Source organism: Variovorax sp. LjRoot130 (genome assembly GCF_964253755.1).
Classification (GTDB): Bacteria; Pseudomonadota; Gammaproteobacteria; order Burkholderiales; family Burkholderiaceae_C; genus Variovorax.
In genome coordinates this window covers 5,080,340-5,099,015 of record NZ_CAXURM020000001.1, presented here as the reverse complement: position 1 = coordinate 5,099,015, position 18,676 = coordinate 5,080,340, and the positions used below count along the sequence as shown (strand labels likewise).

The following is an 18,676-nucleotide window of genomic DNA, read 5'->3' as shown; positions in this document are numbered from 1 at the left end:
GCCGCGCCAGAAGGAGACAACATGAAACGTCGTGACATCCTCATTGCACCCATGGCGGCGGCATTCGCCGGCGGCGTGCGCGCCCAGATCGGCGGCGCGCCGGTGCGCATCCTGGTCGGCGCGCCGGCCGGCGGCTCCACCGACACGCTGGCGCGCACGCTGGCGGCCAGCATGGGGCCGGTGCTCGGCCGCACGGTGATCGTCGAGAACCGGCCGGGTGCCGGCGGCAACATCGCGGCGGACGCGGTGGCCAAGGCGGCGCCGGACGGCAGCACGCTCCTGATGAGCTTCACCAGCCATGCGATCAATGCCACGCTCTACCCGTCGCTGCCCTTCGATCCGGTGAAGGACTTCACGGCGCTGACCTGCGTCGCGACCGCGCCTTCCATCCTGGTCGCGCATCCATCGGTGCCGGCCAACAACGTGCGCGAACTGATCGCGCTGGCCAAGAGCAAGCCGGGGCAGCTCAACTTCGCGATCGGCGGCATTGGCTCCTCGCTGCACATGGCGGGCGACGCCTTCAAGATGCAGTCGGGCGCCTTCATCGTGAACATCCCCTACCGCGGCACCGCGCCGGCCGTGCAGGACGTGCTCGCGGGCCAGGTGCAGCTGATGTTCGCGGCGGTCGGCAACGTGCAGGCGCATATCAAGGCCGGCAAGCTGAAGGCGCTGGGCGTGACGAGCGCGAAGCGCCTGCCCGCCTTCCCCGAGGTGCCTGCGATCGCCGAGGTGCTGCCGGGCTACGAGTCGAGCGCCTGGTTCGGGCTCTTCGGGCCGGGCAACATGCCGGCCGACGTCGCGCGCCGCACCAGCGATGCGGCGCGGCAGGCGATTGCGCAACCCGAGATGCGCAAGCGCCTGGAGACCGAGGGCGCGATCCCGGTCGGCAACGCGCCCGAGCAGTTCTCGGCTTTCGTGCAGAGCGAGATCACGCGCTGGGCCAAGGTGGTCAAGTTCTCCGGAGCGAGGCCGGAATGAGCGCCGCTGCACGCGCGCCGCAGACGCTGGCGCAGAAGCTCATTGCCCGCGCCTGCGGGCGCGCGCAGGTGGCGGTGGGCGAGGTCGTGACCTGCGCGGTCGATCTCGCGATGTTCCACGACTCATCGGGCCCGCGCCGGTTGCAGCCGATGCTCGAGGAACTGGGCGCACAGGTCTGGGACAAGTCGCGCATCGTGCTGGTGATGGACCATTACGTGCCCGAGCGCGACGAGGACTCGCGCCGCATCGTGCGCATCGCGCGCGACTGGGCGCGCGACCAGAAGCTGCCGCATGTCTACGACAGCCAGGGCATCTGCCACGTGGTGGTGCCGCAGCACGGGCACATCCGCCCCGGCATGCTGTGCGTGGGCGGCGATTCGCATTCGCCCACCGGCGGCGCGTTCGGTGCCTACATGTTCGGCGTCGGCAGCACCGAGATGCTCGGCGTGGTGGTCACCGGTGAGATCTGGCTGCGCGTGCCCGAGACCATCCGCATGTGGTGGGATGGCGCGCTGCCTGCCGGCGTGACGGCCAAGGACATGATGCTCTCCATGATCGGCCGCTTCGGCATGAACGGCGGGCGCTACCAGGCGGTCGAGTTCTGCGGTCCGGCCGTGACCGCGCTGTCGATGCAGGAACGCATGACGCTGTCGAACATGAGCGCCGAGCTCGGCGCGCAGGCCGGGCTGATCGCGCCGGACGCGACCACCGCCGCCTACCTCGCCGAGGCCGGCGCGCCGCCGGTGGACATCGCGCCGTGGTTCACTGATGAAGGTGCCACGTTCGAGCAGCACCGCTTCGACGCCGCCGCGCTGGAGCCGCAGGTCGCGGCGCCGCACAGCCCGGCCAATGCCCACGGCGTGAGCCGCGATGCCGGCACGCCGGTCGACGTGGCCTACATCGGCGCCTGCACCGGCGCCAAGCTCGACGACCTGCGCGCCGCCGCGCAGGTGCTGCGCGGTCACAAGGTGGCGGCCGGGGTGCGCCTGATCGTCGCGCCGGCCAGCCTGCAGGACCAGGAGCAGGCGCGCGAAGAGGGCGTGCTGCAGGTGCTGATGGACGCCGGCGCCGAACTCTTCCCGACCGCCTGCGGCGCGTGCTCCGGCTATGGCGATCCGATGGGCGACGACATCACCGTGATCTCGACCACCGCGCGCAACTTCAAGGGGCGCATGGGTTCGGCGACGGCGCAGGTGTACCTCGGTTCGCCCTATACCGTGGCCGCTTCGGCGCTGCGCGGGTGCGTCACGGACCCGCGGGAGATCCTGCAATGACTCACCGCGTGTGGTGCCTGGGCGCTGATATCGACACCGACGCGCTGGCCCCCGGCCATGCGATGAAGCACGGCATCGAGACCATCGCGCAGCATTGCCTCGAAGCCGTGCGCCCCGAGTTCGCGCGCGAGGTGCGGCGCGGCGACGTGATCGTGGCCGGCCCGAACTTCGGCATCGGCTCTTCGCGCGAGCAGGCCGCGGCGGTGCTGGTGCAGCTGGGCGTGGCGGCGGTGATCGCACCCTCGTACAGCGGGCTTTACTTCCGCAACGCCTTCAACGTGGGGCTGCTGCTGCTCACTTGCGCGGAAGCCGAATCGCTGAAGGAAGGCGAGAGGGTAGAGCTCGATGTAGAGACGCCGGCTGTGCGCACCGCCGAGGGCCGCACGCTGGCCTGCGAGCCGGTGCCGGCTTTCCTCATGGACATGGCGCGCGCGGGCGGCTTGTTGAAGCAGCTGCGCCTGCGTCTCGCCACCGGGGACGCGCATGCGCGCTGAAGAAGGCGACCTGCGCCGCTGGGACGCGCATCTCGCGGTGCTGCATGCCACCGTGGCGCGGCACGCGGCGCGCTCGGCAGAGCCCGAAGCCGCGCAGCAGGCGCGGCGCCTGCTCGTCGACACCGTCGGCTGCGCGATCGCAGGCCGCCATGCAAGAGAGGTGCGGCAGCTCGAAGCGGCGGTGGCCGATTGCGAACCCGGCGGCTTCGCGCTGCCCGACGGTCCCTCGATGAGCGTGCACGCCGCGGCCCAGGTGCTGGCCATGGCCGCCACCTGGGACGAAGCCTGCGAAGGCCACGCGCTCGCGCACGGCCGGCCCGGCGTGCCGCTGGTGGCGGCGCTGCTGCCGCTGGCGCTGCAGCGAGATACGACGCTCGACGCCTTCGTCGATGCCTTCGTGCTCGGCTACGAGGTCGGCGCACGCTGCGGCGCCTGGCTGCGCATTCGCCCGGGCATGCATGTCGATGCCAACTGGCCGGCGCTCGGCGTCGCCGCCGGCGTGGCGCGGCTCATCGGATTGCCCGCGGCGGGCATCGTGCAGGCGATCGGCATCGCCGCCTGCCAGCTCGCGACCAGCCTCTACCTGCCCGTGACCCAGGGCCGCACGGCGCGCAACACCTACCTCGGGCACAGCGCCTCGCTCGGCCTGCAAGCGGCCTTCGCGAGCGCGGCCGGCATCGACGCGCCGGCCGATGCGCTGGCCCACTATGCCAACGCGCATGCGGCCGCCGCGCCGCAGGCGCTGCCCGATGCGGAGATCACGCTGTTGCTGGATGCGTATCTCAAGCCCTTCGCGGCGGTGCGCCACGTTCACTACGGCGCGGTGGCTGCGCGGCAGCTTCGCGAACGACTGGCCGGCGATACCCGGGGCATTCAGGGCATCACGCTCAAGGTCTACGAAGAAGCCATCGTCTACTGCGGCAACCGCGCGCCGCGCACGCCGATCCAGGCGCAGTTCAGCCTCAGCTTCGGCATCGCGGCGATGCTGCGCTTCGGCGACATCGACCCCTCGGTCTACACTGAAGCGCGCTTCGACGACGCCGAGCTGCGGCGGCTCGAAGCGCTGGTGGTGCTCAAGCCCGATGCGGAGCTGACGGCGCGCAAGCAGCGCGGCGCCACGCTGGTGGTGGAGCATTCCTCCGGCCGCTTGCAGGAAGCCGTGCACACCATTGCGGGCGATGCCGCCCATCCGCTCGACCGCGCGGCGCTCGTCGCCAAGTTCAGGCGCTACGTCGCGCGCAGCCTCGCCGGCGAGCGGGCCGCGCTCTTCTGCAACACCGCGCTCGACGCGCAGCAGGACATCGACCTGCGCCTGCTCTGGCAGCAACTCGTTCCTCTTCACACCACTTCCATACGACCATGAAACGCCTGCGCCATCTCGCGACCACGCTCCTCCTTAGCCTGCCGCTTCTCGCCGCGGCCCAGGCCGACGACTTCCCGAACAAGTCGATCCGCATCGTCGTGCCCTTCCCGGCTGGCGGCGCCACCGACGCCGCGGCGCGCCTGGTCGCCACCAAGATGAGCGAGAAGTGGAACCAGCCGGTGGTGGTGGACAACCGCGCGGGCGCCGGCGGCAATGTCGGCTCCGACTTCGTCGCCAAGTCCGCGCCCGACGGCTACACGCTGGTGATGGGCGTGACCGGATCGCACGCGATCAACACCTCGCTCTACAGCAAGATGCCCTACGACCCGGTGGCCGACTTCGTCGCCATCAGCCAGGTCGCGGTGGTGCCCAACGTGCTGGTGGTGCACCCCTCCGTGCCGGTCAGCAACCTGGCCGAGCTGGTGGCGCTCGCCAGGCGCGAGCCCGGCAAGCTCAACTACGCATCGCTCGGCAACGGCACGGCCGCGCACCTGGGCATGGAGATGCTCAAGTCCGCCGCCGGCATCGAGATCACGCATGTGCCCTACAAGGGCAGTGCGCCCGCGGTCTCCGACCTGCTGGCCGGTCAGGTGCAGATGATGGTCGATGGCCTGCCTTCGGCGCTGCCGCACGTGAAGGCCGGCAAGCTGCGCGCCATTGCGCTGACCAGCCTGCACCGCGCGCCGGCACTGCCCGAGCTGCCGACCATCGCCGAGAGCTACCCGGGCTTCTACGCTGACGCGTGGTCGGGCCTGTTCGCACCCAAGGGCACGCCGAAGCCGGTGGTGGACAAGCTCTCGGCCGAGGTGCAGCGCATCCTGAAGCTGCCCGAGGTGCGCGAGAAGCTGGCCGCGCTGGGCGCCGAGCCGGTGGGCTCCACGCAGGTCCAGTTTGCGGCGCATGTGAAGCGCGAAATCGACAAGTGGAGCAAGGTCGTGAAGGCAAGCGGAGCGAAAGTGGATTGACCATGAACGACGCACTCGACCCCGTTACCCTCGCCGTGCTGCGCGGCCGCCTCGAACAGGTGGCCGACGAGATGGACGCGACGCTCTACCGCAGCGCCTTCAACCCGATCATCGCGGAGGCCCACGACGCCTGCCACGGCCTCTACGACGCGGTGAGCGGCGACACGCTGGTGCAGGGCAAGTCGGGCCTGCCGGTGTTCGTCGGCGCCATGGCCTTCGCGGTGCGCATGACCGCGGCCGCGGCGGCGCCGCGCGGCGGTATGGTCGACGGCGACATCTGGATCAGCAACGACGCCTACGACGGCGGCACGCACGCCAACGACTTCAAGCTGGTGCGGCCCTTCTTCCGCAGCGGCAAGCTCTATTGCTACATGGCCTCGGCCGCGCACTGGCACGACGTCGGCGGCGCGGTGCCCGGCAACTACAACCCGGCGGCCACCGAGTGCTGGCAGGAGGCGGTGCAGATCCCACCGGTGCGCATCGTGCGCGGCGGCGAGCTCGACGCCGACGTGCTGGCGATCCTGCGCGCCAACACGCGCCTGCCCGAAAGCCTGTGGGGCGACTTGAACGGCCAGCTCGCCGCGCTGGAGCTCGGCACGAAGCGGCTGCACGGACTGCTCGACGAGTACGGCGATGCGCTGGTGCTGCAGGCCATGGGCGAGCTGCGCAGCCGCGCGCTCAAGCTGATGCGCGCGCACATCGCCTCGCTGCCCGACGGCCGCTACAGCTTCGAGGACCTGCTCGACAACGACGGCATCACCAGCGAGCCGCTCACCATCGCGCTCGACATGACGGTGGCCGGCGAGCGGCTCCTGCTCGACTTCTCGCGCAGCTCGCCACAGTGCGCGGGGCCGGTCAACATCTCGCGCGCCACGGCGGTCGCGGCCTGCTACGTCGCGCTCAAGCACCTGTTCCCCGATGTGCCGGCCAATGCCGGTGTGCTCGACGCGGTGGACTTCGAGATCCCCGACCGGCTGGTGATCAGCGCCGAGCGGCCACGTCCGATGGGCGGCTATACCGAGACCATCCTGCGCATGATCGACGTGATCTTCAGCGCCGCGGCGCAGGCCGATCCGGCGCGCGCCGTCGCGCAGGCCTACGGCACCATCAATGCGCTGTCGATCGCGGGCCACCGCAGCGACGCGGGGCGCGAGGGGCAGCGCTGGGTGATGTTCAGCTTCTTCGGCGGCGGGCATGGCGGGCACTCGGGCGGCGACGGCCTCTCGCACGGCAACGCGCCGATCTCCACCGCCACCATCCCGCCGCTGGAGATCCTCGAGGCCGCCTACCCGGTGCGCTTCACCGAATGGTCGCTGCGCGCCGACTCGGGCGGCGACGGGCAGTTCCGCGGCGGCCTCGGCGCGGTCTACGAGATCGAGCTGCTCGAGAAGGATGCCGAGGTCTTCGTCTTCGGCGAGCGCGGCAGCTCGCCGCCCAAGGGCATCGCGGGCGGCGGCGCGGGTGCGCTCAATGTCTTTCGCTACGAGAACGAAGGCGCCTGGCACGTGCCGCCGATGGTGTCGAAGATGCGCGGCATCCGGCTCGCGCGCGGCGAACGCGTGCGGCTCGAAACGCCCGGCGGCGGCGGCTGGGGCGATGCGGCGGAACGCCGGCCAGAACAGCGCGCGCAGGACAGGGCGATGGGCTACGTGAGCGTCGAGCCCGCGAAGAAGAAAGATCAGCAATGACAGCAGCAATCAAATCCGCTGAAGGCGGCTCGCTGGTCGTCGGCGTCGACGTCGGCGGCACCTTCACCGACCTCTTCGTGCTCGACGAGTCGGCCGGCACGGCGCGCATCGTCAAGGTGCCTTCCACCCGCGGCGAGGAAGCGCGCGGCTTCATGAACGGCGTGGCGCGCGTGACCGATTCGGCCGCGGCCATCGCCACCATCGTGCACGGCACCACGGTCGGCACCAACGCGCTGCTCGAACGCAAGGTGGCGAAAACCGGCATCCTCACCACGCGCGGCTTCCGCGACGTGCTGGAAATGCGCCGCCGCGACCGCCCGCAGACCTGGGGCCTGCGCGGCAGCTTCACGCCGGTGGTGCCGCGCAACCTGCGACGTGAGGTCGACGAGCGCGTGCTGGCCGACGGCACGCTGCACACGCCGGTCGACCTCGACCAAGTGCGCGTTGAAGCGCGCGCGCTGCTGGCCGAGGGCTGCGAGGCCGTGTGCGTGTTCTTCATCAACACCTATGCGAACCCGGAGAACGAGCGTCTCGCCGTCGCCGCGGTGCGCGAGATCTGGCCCAACGCGCACGTGACCTCGGCCAGCGAGGTGCTGCCCGAGATCCGCGAGTTCGAGCGCTGCTCCACCGCCACGCTCAATGCCGCGCTGCAGCCGGTGGTCGGCAGCTACCTCGAACGGCTCGAATCCGATCTGCGCGGCCAGGGCTTCGCCGGCGAGCTGCTGGTGGTGCAGAGCAACGGCGGCGTGATGTCGCGCGCCACCGCGAGCGAGCTGCCGGTGCGCACTGCGCTCTCGGGCCCGGCGGCCGGCGTGATCGCCTGCGCCGAGATCGCGCGCGCGGCGGGCTTCCCCAACGCGATCACCGGCGACATGGGCGGCACCTCCTTCGATGTCTCGCTGGTGGCGAACGGCGAGGCGGCGCTGGCGGCGCAGACCGCGATCGAGTTTGGCATGGTGATCCGCTCGCCGATGATCCAGATCGAGACCATCGGCGCCGGCGGCGGCTCGATCGCCTCGGTGGATGCGAGCGGCATGCTGCAGGTCGGGCCCGAGTCGGCCGGCAGCGTTCCCGGCCCGGCCTGCTACGGCCGCGGCAACATGCGCCCGACGGTGACCGATGCCAACGTGCTGCTGGGCCGCATTGCGGCCGACCGGCCGCTCGGTGGCGGCCTGCTGGCGGCGCTCGACGCGGAGAAGTCCTATCAGGCCATCGAGGCGCACGTGGCGAAGCCGCTGGGGCTCGACGTCCATGCGGCGGCCGAGGCCATCCTTACGGTCGCGAACGCGCGCATGGCCGGCGCGATCCGGCTGGTGTCGATCGAGCGCGGCCACGACCCGCGCCGCTTCGCCTACATGCCCTTCGGCGGCGGCGGCGCCCTGCACGTGTGCGCGATGATGCGCGAGGTCGGCGTGGCCACCGGCATCGTGCCGCGCTATCCCGGCGTCACTTCGGCGCTGGGCTGCGTGATCGCCGACATGCGGCACGACGCGGTGCAGACCCTCAATCGGCCGCTGGCCGATCTCGACGTCGATTCCATGCGGCAGCGCATCGCGCAGCTGGCCGAGACCTGCCAGCAGCGCCTCGATTCCGCCGGCGTGCGCTTCGACGAGGTGCGCGAGATCGTCGCGCTCGACATGCTCTATGCGGGCCAGACCCATACGCTGCCGGTGCCGTTGCCGCCGGGCAGCGGCGCGACGCTCACGCGAGAGACGATCCGCGCCGCTTTCGAAGCGAGCTACGAGGCCACCTTCGGCCGCGTGCTCGACGGCATCGGCATCCGCGTGATGAACCTGCGCTACGCGCGCATCGGCGTGCGGCCCAAGTTCGACCTGGCCGTGCTGGCGCCGGAAGGCGAGGGCAGCATCGCCCCGCTGGGCACGCAGCGCGTGTTCCACCAAGGGCGCTGGCACGAGGCGCAGCGCTTCGCGCGCCTCGACCTGCCGGTGGGCGCGCGCGTCGAAGGGCCTGCGATCCTGGAGCAGGTCGACACCACCGTGTGGCTCGAGCCCGGCTTCCAGGCTGAGGTCGATGCCTTCGGCAACCTGCTGGTGAGTTCACATGGACGCTGATACACGCATTGCGGCTGCGAAGACCGCGCTGGTCATCATCGACCTGCAGAACGACTTCCTCGACCCGAAGGGTGCCTATGCGCGCGGCGGCGACACCAACCCACCTGCCTTGCTGCTGCCGGCGCGCGTGGCCGGCGTGGCGCGTGCGCTCAAGAGCGCCGGCGGCATGGTGGTCGCGAGCCAGTTCACGCTGTGGCCCGATGCGGCCGGCGAGCCCATGGTGTCGCCGCACCTGAAGGCGCTGCGGCCCTACCTGACGAAGGGCGACTTCGCGCCGGGCAGTTGGGGGCAGGCGAACGTCGACGAACTGGCAGGACTCATCGACGTGACGGTCAGCAAGGTCGCCTACTCGGCCTTCTTCAACACCCAGCTCGACTGGGTGCTGCGCCGCGCCGGCATCGATACCGTGGCCGTCTGCGGCATCGTGACCAACGGCGGCGTCGCCAGCACGGTGCGCGACGCCCACATGCGCGACTACCGCACGCTGGTGCTGGCCGACGGCTGCGCGGCCTTCGGCGAGGAGCGGCACCAGACCTCGCTGGCCGACATGCGCAACGTGGCCGAAGTCACCGACTGCGCGGCCTTCATCCAGTCGCTGGCATGACGCTGCAGCGAAACATCCGTCGCGCATCGGCCATCGATGCGGAGGCGCACACCGGCGTCGCCATCGTCGGCGCCGGCGCCTGCGGCCTCACCGCGGCGCTGATGCTGCACGACGCGGGCATCGACTGCGTGCTGCTCGAACGCGATGCGACGCCCAGTGGATCGACCGCGCTCTCTTCGGGCTTCATCCCCGCGCCGAGCACCCGCGTGCAGCGCGCGCAGGGCGTGCACGATGACAGCGCCGAACGCTTCGCCGCCGACATCCAGGCCAAGGCCCACGGCCGCGCCGCGCCTGCGCTGGTGCGGGCCTATGCCGAAGCCATCGGTCCCGCGCTCGACGCATTGCAGGCGCGGCACGGGCTCGGTTGGATCCTGCTCGACGGCTTTCTCTATCCGGGCCACAGCGCCCATCGCATGCATGCGCTGCCGCAGAAGACCGGCGCTGCGCTCATGGCCGCGCTGCAGGCGGCGGTAGAGACGGCAGGCATCCCGGTGCTTACCCAGGCACTGGTCGAAACGCTGTGCTTCGATGAAGAGGACCGTGCGATCGGCATCGGCTACCGCCGGCCCGACGGCCGCGAAGAATTGCTCGGCTGCGATGCGCTGCTGCTGGCCTGCAACGGCTTCGGCGGCAACGCGGAGATGGTGCGCGCGCTGCTGCCCGAGATGGCGGATGCCGCTTTCGGCGGCCACACCGGCAACGATGGCAGCGCCATCCTCTGGGGCCGGGCACTGGGCGCGCGGCTGCGCGACCTCGGCGGTTACCAGGGACACGGCTCCTGGGTCACGCCGCAGGGCGCGCTGATGTCCTGGGCCGTGATGATGGAAGGCGGCGTGCAGATCAACCGCGAAGGGCGGCGCTTCCATAACGAGACCCAGGGCTATTCCGAGGCCGCGGTGAAGGTGCTCGCGCAGCCGGGCGGCGTCGCCTGGAATGTGTTCGATGCGCCGCTGCTCGCGCTGGCGCACGAGTTCCCGGATTTCTGCGAGGCCGAGGCGGCCGGCGCGCTGCGCCGCTGCGACACGGTGGCGCAGCTCGCCGCGTGCATCGGCTGCGACGTGCCCACCTTGCAAGCCACGCTCGATGCCTTGCGCGCCATCGGTCCGCAACCCGACGGCCGCGTGTTCAAGCGCGGGCTGGCCGCGCCGTACTTCGCGGTCAAGGTGTCGGGCGCGCTGTTCCACACTCAGGGCGGCCTCGACATCGGGCCGGACATGCGCGTGCTGCGCGAGGACGGCACGGCGTTGCCCAACCTGATCGCGGCGGGCGGCGCAGCCGGCGGCGTTTCGGGCGATGCGGTGTGGGGCTATCTCTCGGGCAACGGCCTCCTGAGTGCCGTGGCCGGCGGCGCCATCGCGGCGCGCACGGCGGCGGCGCTCGTCAAGGCAGGAAGGAACCAACATGGCGAATGACACTTCAATGAAGGAACGGCTCGCGTCCAGCGAGATCGTGCTCGCACCCGGCGTCTACGACGCCGTGAGCGCGCTGGTGGCCGAGCTGGCCGGCTTCGAGGCGCTCTACCTCTCGGGCGCTTCGATCGCCTACACGCGGCTGGGCCGTTCGGACGTCGGCCTCACCACCTTCACCGAGGTGGCCGACACGCTGGCGCGCATCTGCGAGCGCGTGAACCTGCCGGTGATCGTCGATGCCGACACCGGCTTCGGCAATGCGCTCAACACGCAGCGCACGGTGCGCGGCTTCGAGCGTGCCGGCGCGGCCATGGTGCAGATCGAGGACCAGGGCTTTCCCAAGCGCTGCGGTCACCTGGACGGAAAGACGGTCGTGCCTGCGCGCGAAATGGCGGGCAAGCTCAAGGCTGCGCTGGATGCGCGTGCCTCGGCCGAGACGCTGATCCTCGCGCGCACCGACGCCGTCGCCGTCGAGGGGCTGGACGCGGCGCTCGACCGCGCCGAGGCGTACCTGGAATGCGGCGTCGATGCGCTCTTCATCGAGGCCTTGCGTTCGCCCGCGCAGATGGAGGCCGCCTGCAAGCGTTTCGCCCACCGCGTGCCGCTCCTGGCCAATATGGTCGAAGGCGGCAAGACGCCGATCCAGGATGCCGATGCGCTGCAGGCCCACGGCTTTCGCATCGCGATCTTTCCCGGCGGCACGGCGCGCGCGGTGGTCCACACGCTGCAGGGCTACTACGCGAGCCTCGCGCAGCACCGCACGACCGAGCCATGGCGCGACCGCATGCTGGACTTCGACGGCCTCAACGAAGTGATCGGCACGCCGGAGCTGATGGCGCTGGGCAAGCGCTACGAATAGGCGCGCATGCACACCGCCCTCGCGCGGCCTCATTCCGGCTTGAGAATGGTCTCGCCCTTGAGCTGCCCCATGTCGCGAATGTTGTAGCGATGGCGCCGCCAGCCGCGCCAGGTGCGGCGCAGGTAGCGCAGCGAGACGAGGTAGTAGACGAACTTGAACATGCGCAGCGCGCCCCACATCGGCGTGCTGCCGTAGATGTCGCCGGCCAGGAGCGACATCAGCGCCTCCTTGATGCGCAAGGGGTTGGCCGGATGCATGAACATGTCGCGGATGGTCGGGTTGGTCACGCGGTAGATGAACCACGAATACTCGCGCGGCCCCTTGCGCATCATGGCCTCGAAGGCCTTGCGTTCGGCTGCCAGCGCGTCCGGCCGGTCGAGCGCGGTGGAGACCAGCTCGGCGCCGTCGAAGGCGCTGTGCATGGCCAGGTAGACGCCCGAGGAGAACATCGGATCGATGAAGGTGAAGGCATCGCCGAGCATCAGGTAGCGCTCGCCCGTGGCATGGGTGCTGCTGTAGGAGAAATTGCCGGTGGCATGCACCGCGCCGTCGACCAGCATGGCCTCTTTCAGGCGGTCGGCCAGCTCGGGGCACAGCGCGATGGTGTCGCGGAAGAATTCCGCCAGCGGCTTGTCGCGCGACTTCAGGTAGTAGGGCCAGCAGACCGCGCCCACACTGGTGGTGCCGTCGGCCAGCGGAATGAACCAGAACCAGCCGTGGGGAAACCAGCAGATGCTGATGTTGCCCTCGCGCTTGCCTTCGAGCCGCCGCACGTTGCGGAAATGCCCGAACAGCGCGGTGCTGTTGTGCGCCGGGTTCTTCTCCTTGCTGCGGAACTTGTTCGCGAGCAGGGTGTCGCGGCCGGTGGCGTCGACCACGAAGCGCGCGCGCCAGCTGCGCTGCGAGCCGTCTTCCAGCTGCGCCTGCGCGGTCGCGCCCGCGTTGTCGAAGCGCACGTCGCGCACCTTGCAGCCTTCGAGCGTGCGCGCGCCGCGCGCGGCGGCATTGCGGAACAGCAGCTCGTCGAGCTCGGAGCGGCGCACCTGCCAGGCGGAGGGCATGGTCTTGTCCCAGGCTTCGGCGAACTCGACGTAGCTGCAGTGGTCGTGCTCGGGCGAAACGAACTCGATGCCCCACTTGGTCATGCCGATCCTGTCGACCTGCTCGCGCACGCCGAGGCGCTCGAACAGGGCGACGTTGGCCGGCAGCAGCGACTCGCCGATGTGGAAGCGCGGGTGGTGTTCCTTCTCGAGCAGCACGACATCGCGGCCCTGCTGCGCCAGCAGCGCCGCGATGGTGGAGCCGGCCGGGCCGCCGCCGATGACGAGCACGTCGCAGTTTTCTTCGTTCGACGCTGTTTCATGCGCGGTGGGGGAGGGGCTTGGCAGGGGCACGGCGAATCAGTCCAGGAAAGTCGGGATGCGCAGGATAGCGCCGTCCGCGAGCAGGCCTGCAAGCCCTGCCGAACCGTCGATAACCTTCCTCCGCCGTAGGTCTTTGCACGGGCCGGGCGCCAAAGGACTGCAAAATAGAACGACCGTTCGTTTTATTCGAAGCCCTTCCCCATGCCCGCCACCGACCTTCCCCCCAAGGCCACCCGTGCGCCCCAGAAAGGCCAGCAGACCAAGGCCGTCATCGTCGATGCGGCGCTGAACCTGGCCGCGCAGATCGGGCTGGAGGGCCTGTCGATCGGCGCGCTGGCCGAGGTCACGCAGATGAGCAAGTCGGGCGTGTTCGCCCACTTCGGCTCGCGCGAGGAACTGCAGATCTCGGTGGTGCGCGAGTACCACGCGCGCTTCGAGCAGGAAGTCTTCTATACCGCCCTGCAGGCGCCGCGCGGCCTGCCGCGGCTGCGCGCGCTGTTCGCCAACTGGATGAAGCGCACCTCGGCCGAGATCGACTCGGGCTGCATCTACATCAGCGGCGCGGTCGAATTCGACGACCGGCCCGGCCCGGTGCGCGACGCGCTGGCCGAGTCGGTGAACATCTGGCTCGCGGCCATGCTGCGCGCCGTGATGCAGGCCCAGGAAGAAGGCCACCTGCACGCCGATGCCGATGCGAAGCAGATCTCCTTCGAGATCCACGCGCTGATCCTGGCCCTGCACTACGAAGCGCGCTTCCTGCGCTCGCCCGATTCGCTCTCGCGCGCCAACGTGGGCTTCGACAACATCCTGGCGCGCTGCGCCACGCCGGAGGCCCTGGCCGGCGACACCGCGCCGTCTACGCGCCGGCTCAAGACCGTGCGCTGAAGCAGCCGCTCACCCTCTCCCCTTTTTCTTTCTATTCCCTGGAGACCTTTCCATGCCCGCCTACACCCCGCCCCTTCGCGACATGCAGTTCGTGATGCACGAAGTGCTCAAGGTCACCGAAGAACTCAAGGTTCTCCCGAAGCACGCTGACGTCGATGCCGAGACCATCAACGCGGTGCTCGAAGAGGGCGGCAAGTTCGCCGCCGAAGTGACTTTCCCGCTCAACATCAACGGCGACGAGGAGGGCTGCGTGCTCGACAAGAGCACGCATGAAGTGAAGACGCCCAAGGGCTTCAAGGAGGCCTACGCCAAGTACGTCGAAGGCGGCTGGGCGGCGCTGTCGTGCGATCCGCAATACGGCGGCCAGGGCCTGCCTTTCGTGGTGAACCAGTGCTTCTACGAAATGCTCAACTCGGCCAACCAGGCCTGGACCATGTACCCGGGCCTCTCGCACGGCGCGTACGAGGCGCTGGTGGCGCACGGCACCGACGAGCAGAAGAAGACCTACCTGCCCAAGCTCACCAGCGGCGAATGGACCGGCACCATGTGCCTGACCGAGCCGCATTGCGGCACCGACCTCGGCCTGCTTCGCACCAAGGCCGAACCGCAGGCCGACGGCACCTACAAGCTGACCGGCAACAAGATCTTCATCTCGGCCGGCGAGCACGACATGGCCGGCAACATCATCCACCTGGTGCTGGGCCGCCTGCCGGACGCGCCCAAGGGCAGCAAGGGCATCAGCCTGTTCGTCGTGCCGAAGTTCAACGTCAAGGCCGACGGTTCGCTCGGCAGCCGCAACGGCATCTACTGCGGCGGCCTCGAGCACAAGATGGGCATCCACGGCAACGCCACAGCGCAGATCGTGCTCGAAGGTGCCACCGGCACGCTGGTCGGCGAGCCCAACAAGGGCCTGGCCGCGATGTTCGTGATGATGAACGCGGCTCGACTGGGCGTCGGCAACCAGTCGCTGGGCCTGACCGAAGTGGCTTTCCAGAACGCGCTGGCTTACGCGAAGGACCGCATCCAGATGCGCTCGCTCTCGGGCGTGAAGGCCAAGGACAAGGAAGCCGATCCGATCATCTTCCATCCCGACGTGCGCAAGATGCTGATGACCGCCAAGGCCTATGCCGAAGGCGGCCGCGCGCTGGCCATCTACTGCACGCTCTTGCTCGACAAGGAGCACCACCATCCCGACGAGAAGGTGCGCAAGGACTCGGGCGAGATCGTCGCCCTGCTCACGCCGATCGTGAAGGCCTTCATCACCGACAACGGCCACATCTCGACCAACGCCTGCATGCAGGTCTTCGGCGGCCACGGTTTCATCAAGGAATGGGGCATGGAGCAGTTCGTGCGCGACAACCGCATCAACATGATCTACGAGGGCACCAACACCGTTCAGTCGCTGGACCTGCTGGGCCGCAAGGTGCTGGGCAACAACGGCGCCACGCTGAAGAAGTTCGGCAAGCTGGTCGCCAAGCTGGTGGAGGAAGAAGGCGTCAACGAGAAGATGAGCGAGTTCATCACGCCGATCGCGGTGCTGGGCGAGCAGCTCACCAAGTTCACCACCGAGATCGGCTTCAAGGGTTTCCAGAATCCCGACGAGGTGGGCGCTGCGGCCGTGGACTACCTGCGCGTGGCGGGCCACTTCGTGTTCGGCTACTTCTTCGCGCTGATGGCGCGCGTGGCGCTCGCCGAGATCGCGGCCGGCAACACCGATCCGTTCTACCAGGCCAAGCTGCAGACAGCGCGCTTCTACTTCGCCAAGCTCTTCCCCGAGACCGCGACGCTGATGCGCACCGCGCGCACCGGCAGCGCGCCGCTGATGAACACCGACGCCGCCCTGGCCTAAGCATCATGAAGCGCCTTCTTGCAGCCATCGCACTCGCGTCGGCCGGCTCGGCTTTCGCGCAGATGTCGCCCGTCGGCGTCTGGCAGAGCATCGACGACAAGACGAACGAAGCCAAGTCGCAGATCCGCGTCGCGGAGTCGGGCGGCGCGCTCAACGGCCGCATCGAGAAGCTGCTGCGCAAGGATGCGAAGCAGGATGCGGTGTGCGACGAGTGCACCGACGACCGCAAGGGCAAGCCGCTGCTTGGTCTCGAGATCATCCGCGGCGCGAAGAAGGCCGAGGGCAGGGAGGTCTGGGAGGACGGCAAGATCCTCGACCCCGAAAACGGCAAGACCTACACGCTGCGGCTCACGCCGATCGACGGCGGCAAGAAGCTCGAAGTGCGCGGCTCGGTGTTCGGCATCGGCCGCACGCAGACCTGGGTTCGCGTTCAGTAAGACACCTATTTGTTGGAAATTCCATGTCCCGATTTCAAGTGAAAAAGGTCGCCGTGCTCGGCGCCGGCGTGATGGGCGCGCAGATCGCGGCCCATCTCGTCAATGTGCGCGTGCCGGTCGTCTTGTTCGACCTGCCTGCAAAAGAGGGTCCGAAGAACGGCATCGTGAGCCGCGCTATCGACAACCTCAAGAAGCTCAAGCCCGCACCCCTGGGCGATGCGGCCGATGCGACGCTGATCGAGCAGGCCAACTACGAAGACGACCTCGCCAAGCTCGGCGAGTGCGACCTGGTGATCGAAGCCATTGCCGAGCGCATGGACTGGAAGCTCGATCTCTACAAGAAGATCGCGCCGCATGTCGCCAAGCACGCGATCCTGGCCTCGAACACCTCGGGCCTCTCGGTCACCAAGCTCAGCGAGGCGCTGCCCGAGGCGCTGAAGCCGCGCTTCTGCGGCATCCACTTCTTCAACCCGCCGCGCTACATGTTGCTGGTCGAGCTGATCAACACGCCGACCACCGAGCCCGGGGTGCTGGACCAGTTGGAAGCCTTCGTCACCAGCACGCTCGGCAAGGGCGTGGTGCGCGCGCACGACACGCCCAACTTCATCGCGAACCGCGTCGGCATCGCCGGCATGCTCGCGACCCTGAAGGAAGTCGAGAAGTTCGACCTCACGCCCGACGTGGTAGACGACCTCACCGGCAAGAAGCTGGGCCGCGCGAGCTCGGGCACCTTCCGCACCGCCGACGTGGTGGGCCTGGACACCATGGCCCACGTGGTCAAGACGCTGCAGGACAACCTGAGTGCGGAGACCGATCCCTTCTACGGCAACTTCGCGACGCCGCCGGTGCTGGCCAAGCTGCTGGAACTCGGCAACCTGGGGCAGAAGACCAAGGCCGGCTTCTACAAGAAGGCCGGTCGCGACATCCTGCGCTTCGACCTCGCCAAGGGCGAGTACGTGCCTTCGGGCGACAAGGCCGACGAGGTCTACGGCCGCATGCTCAAGAAGCCGGCGCCGGAGCGCCTGAAGCTGCTGCGCGAAAGCGAAGGCGCGCAGGGCCGCTTCCTCTGGGCCATCCTGCGCGACAGCTTCCACTACGCGGCCGTGCACCTCGCGACCATCGCCGAGAGTGCGCGCGACGTCGACTTCGCGATGCGCTGGGGCTTCGGCATGAAGCAGGGCCCCTTCGAGCTGTGGCAGGAGGCCGGCTGGGCGCAGGTCGCCAAGTGGATCCAGGAAGACATCGATGCCGGCGAGGCGCTCGCCACTGCGCCGCTGCCCTCCTGGGTGTTCGAAGGTCCGGTCGCACAAGCGGGTGGCGTGCACACGCCCGAAGGTTCGTGGAGCGCATCGCAGAGCAAGTTCATCGCGCCGCGCCGCCTGCCCGTGCATGAACGCCAGCTGTTCCCCGAGAGCGTGCTGGGCAGCAATGCGCCGGACGCCAGCAAGGCCGGCACGACGATCCAGGACGAAGGCGACGTGCGCCTCTGGACGCTCGACGGCGAGGTGCTGATCGCGAGCATCCATTCGAAGATGCACGCCATCAGCCCCGACGTCGCCGATGCGCTGGCCGCGGGCGTCGATCTCGCCGAGCGCGAATACAAGGCGATGGTGATCTGGTCCCCCGACGAGATGTTCTCGGTCGGCGCCGACCTGCAGGCGATGCTGCCGGCCTTCGTGGTCGCGGGCATCGGCGCGGTCGAGGGGGCGGAAGAAGAGCTGCAGAACGTGATGCTCAAGATCCGCTATGCCGGCGTGCCGGTCGTCTCGGCCGTGCGCGGCATGGCGCTGGGCGGCGGCTGCGAGCTGGCCATCCACTCGGCCAAGCGCGTCGCGGCGATGGAAAGCTACATCGGCCTGGTCGAAGTCGGCGTGGGCCTGGTGCCCGGCGCCGGCGGCCTGACCTACATCGCGCGCCGTGCGGCCGAGAACGCCGAAGCCTCCACCGGCACCGACCTGCTGCCCTTCCTGACCGAAGGCTTCACCGCCGCGGCCATGGCCAAGGTCGGCACCAGCGCGCTGGAATCGAAGAAGCTGGGCTATCTGCTCGAGAGCGACGTGATCGTGCCCAACAAGGACGAGCTGCTCTACGTCGCATTGCAGCAGGCCAAGGCCATGGCCGACGCCGGCTGGCGCGCGCCGCTGCGCCGTCAATTCAAGGTCGCGGGCCGCAGCGGCGCCGCCACCATCAAGGGGCAACTGGTCAACATGCGCGACGGCGGCTTCATCAGCGAGCACGACTTCCACATCGCGGGCCTGATCGCAGGCGTGGTGACCGGTGGCGACGTCGATGCCGGCAGCCTGGTCACGGAGGAATACCTGATGGCGCTGGAGCGCAAGGCCTTCTGCTCGCTGATCCTGCATCCGAAGACGCAGGAGCGAATCATGGGGATGCTTTCGACGGGCAAGCCGCTACGCAACTAAGTAATACCCAGA

General features: G+C 69.2%; 15 protein-coding genes. 14 read left to right on the top strand and 1 reads right to left on the bottom strand.

The window, feature by feature from the left end:
* Positions 1 to 21 precede the first annotated feature (21 nt).
* Genes ACSQ86_RS25300 through ACSQ86_RS25255 form a run of 10 tightly spaced genes read left to right on the top strand, consistent with a single transcriptional unit; the run spans position 22 to position 11,706 of the window.
* Positions 22 to 978: a tripartite tricarboxylate transporter substrate binding protein gene (locus ACSQ86_RS25300; RefSeq protein WP_093103857.1), complete on the top strand. Its 957-nt coding sequence runs from the start codon at positions 22 to 24 to the stop codon at positions 976 to 978.
* Positions 975 to 2,252, top strand: a complete 1,278-nt coding sequence (locus ACSQ86_RS25295) for a 3-isopropylmalate dehydratase large subunit (protein WP_436305535.1) — start codon at positions 975 to 977, stop codon at positions 2,250 to 2,252. The genes ACSQ86_RS25300 and ACSQ86_RS25295 overlap by 4 nt, the downstream gene beginning before the upstream one ends.
* Positions 2,249 to 2,746 (top strand): 3-isopropylmalate dehydratase, encoded by a 498-nt coding sequence (locus ACSQ86_RS25290; protein WP_436305534.1) that lies wholly within the window; start codon positions 2,249 to 2,251, stop codon positions 2,744 to 2,746. Before ACSQ86_RS25295 ends, ACSQ86_RS25290 begins: the two co-directional genes overlap by 4 nt.
* Positions 2,736 to 4,109: an MmgE/PrpD family protein gene (locus ACSQ86_RS25285; protein WP_436305533.1), complete on the top strand. Its 1,374-nt coding sequence runs from the start codon at positions 2,736 to 2,738 to the stop codon at positions 4,107 to 4,109. Before ACSQ86_RS25290 ends, ACSQ86_RS25285 begins: the two co-directional genes overlap by 11 nt.
* Positions 4,106 to 5,074, top strand: a complete 969-nt coding sequence (locus ACSQ86_RS25280) for a tripartite tricarboxylate transporter substrate binding protein (protein WP_436309789.1) — start codon at positions 4,106 to 4,108, stop codon at positions 5,072 to 5,074. The genes ACSQ86_RS25285 and ACSQ86_RS25280 overlap by 4 nt, the downstream gene beginning before the upstream one ends.
* 2 nt (positions 5,075 to 5,076) lie before the next feature.
* Positions 5,077 to 6,762, top strand: a complete 1,686-nt coding sequence (locus tag ACSQ86_RS25275; protein ID WP_436293699.1) for a hydantoinase B/oxoprolinase family protein — start codon at positions 5,077 to 5,079, stop codon at positions 6,760 to 6,762.
* Entirely contained in the window at positions 6,759 to 8,834 is a 2,076-nt protein-coding gene (locus ACSQ86_RS25270) for a hydantoinase/oxoprolinase family protein (RefSeq protein WP_436309788.1), read from the top strand. Before ACSQ86_RS25275 ends, ACSQ86_RS25270 begins: the two co-directional genes overlap by 4 nt.
* Positions 8,824 to 9,438 carry a cysteine hydrolase family protein gene (locus tag ACSQ86_RS25265; RefSeq protein WP_093103867.1) on the top strand — a complete coding sequence of 205 codons (615 nt, stop codon included), beginning with the start codon at positions 8,824 to 8,826 and terminating at the stop codon, positions 9,436 to 9,438. The genes ACSQ86_RS25270 and ACSQ86_RS25265 overlap by 11 nt, the downstream gene beginning before the upstream one ends.
* On the top strand, positions 9,435 to 10,850 hold the full coding sequence (locus tag ACSQ86_RS25260; protein WP_436309787.1) for an FAD-dependent oxidoreductase: 1,416 nt from the start codon (positions 9,435 to 9,437) through the stop codon (positions 10,848 to 10,850). Before ACSQ86_RS25265 ends, ACSQ86_RS25260 begins: the two co-directional genes overlap by 4 nt.
* Positions 10,851 to 10,857: 7 nt before the next feature.
* A complete protein-coding gene (locus ACSQ86_RS25255) occupies positions 10,858 to 11,706 on the top strand; it encodes an isocitrate lyase/PEP mutase family protein (RefSeq protein WP_436309786.1) in 849 nt (282 codons plus the stop codon).
* Between the two features lie 29 nt (positions 11,707 to 11,735).
* On the opposite strand, the gene ACSQ86_RS25250 is transcribed toward ACSQ86_RS25255, so the two are convergent.
* A complete protein-coding gene (locus ACSQ86_RS25250; protein WP_436309785.1) occupies positions 11,736 to 13,037 on the bottom strand; it encodes an NAD(P)/FAD-dependent oxidoreductase in 1,302 nt (433 codons plus the stop codon).
* Between the two features lie 234 nt (positions 13,038 to 13,271).
* Here ACSQ86_RS25250 and ACSQ86_RS25245 point away from each other — a divergent pair, with 234 nt between their 5' ends.
* Genes ACSQ86_RS25245 through ACSQ86_RS25230 form a run of 4 tightly spaced genes read left to right on the top strand, consistent with a single transcriptional unit; the run spans position 13,272 to position 18,664 of the window.
* Positions 13,272 to 13,955, top strand: a complete 684-nt coding sequence (locus ACSQ86_RS25245) for a TetR/AcrR family transcriptional regulator (protein WP_436305525.1) — start codon at positions 13,272 to 13,274, stop codon at positions 13,953 to 13,955.
* A 52-nt stretch (positions 13,956 to 14,007) separates the two neighbouring features.
* Complete coding sequence (locus ACSQ86_RS25240; protein WP_436293693.1) at positions 14,008 to 15,804, top strand: acyl-CoA dehydrogenase C-terminal domain-containing protein; 1,797 nt, start codon at positions 14,008 to 14,010, stop codon at positions 15,802 to 15,804.
* Positions 15,805 to 15,809: 5 nt separating this feature from the next.
* Positions 15,810 to 16,241, top strand: coding sequence for a DUF2147 domain-containing protein (locus ACSQ86_RS25235; protein ID WP_436293692.1), 432 nt, complete (start codon positions 15,810 to 15,812; stop codon positions 16,239 to 16,241).
* A gap of 23 nt (positions 16,242 to 16,264) precedes the next feature.
* A complete protein-coding gene (locus tag ACSQ86_RS25230) occupies positions 16,265 to 18,664 on the top strand; it encodes a 3-hydroxyacyl-CoA dehydrogenase/enoyl-CoA hydratase family protein (protein WP_436309784.1) in 2,400 nt (799 codons plus the stop codon).
* Positions 18,665 to 18,676 lie beyond the last annotated feature (12 nt).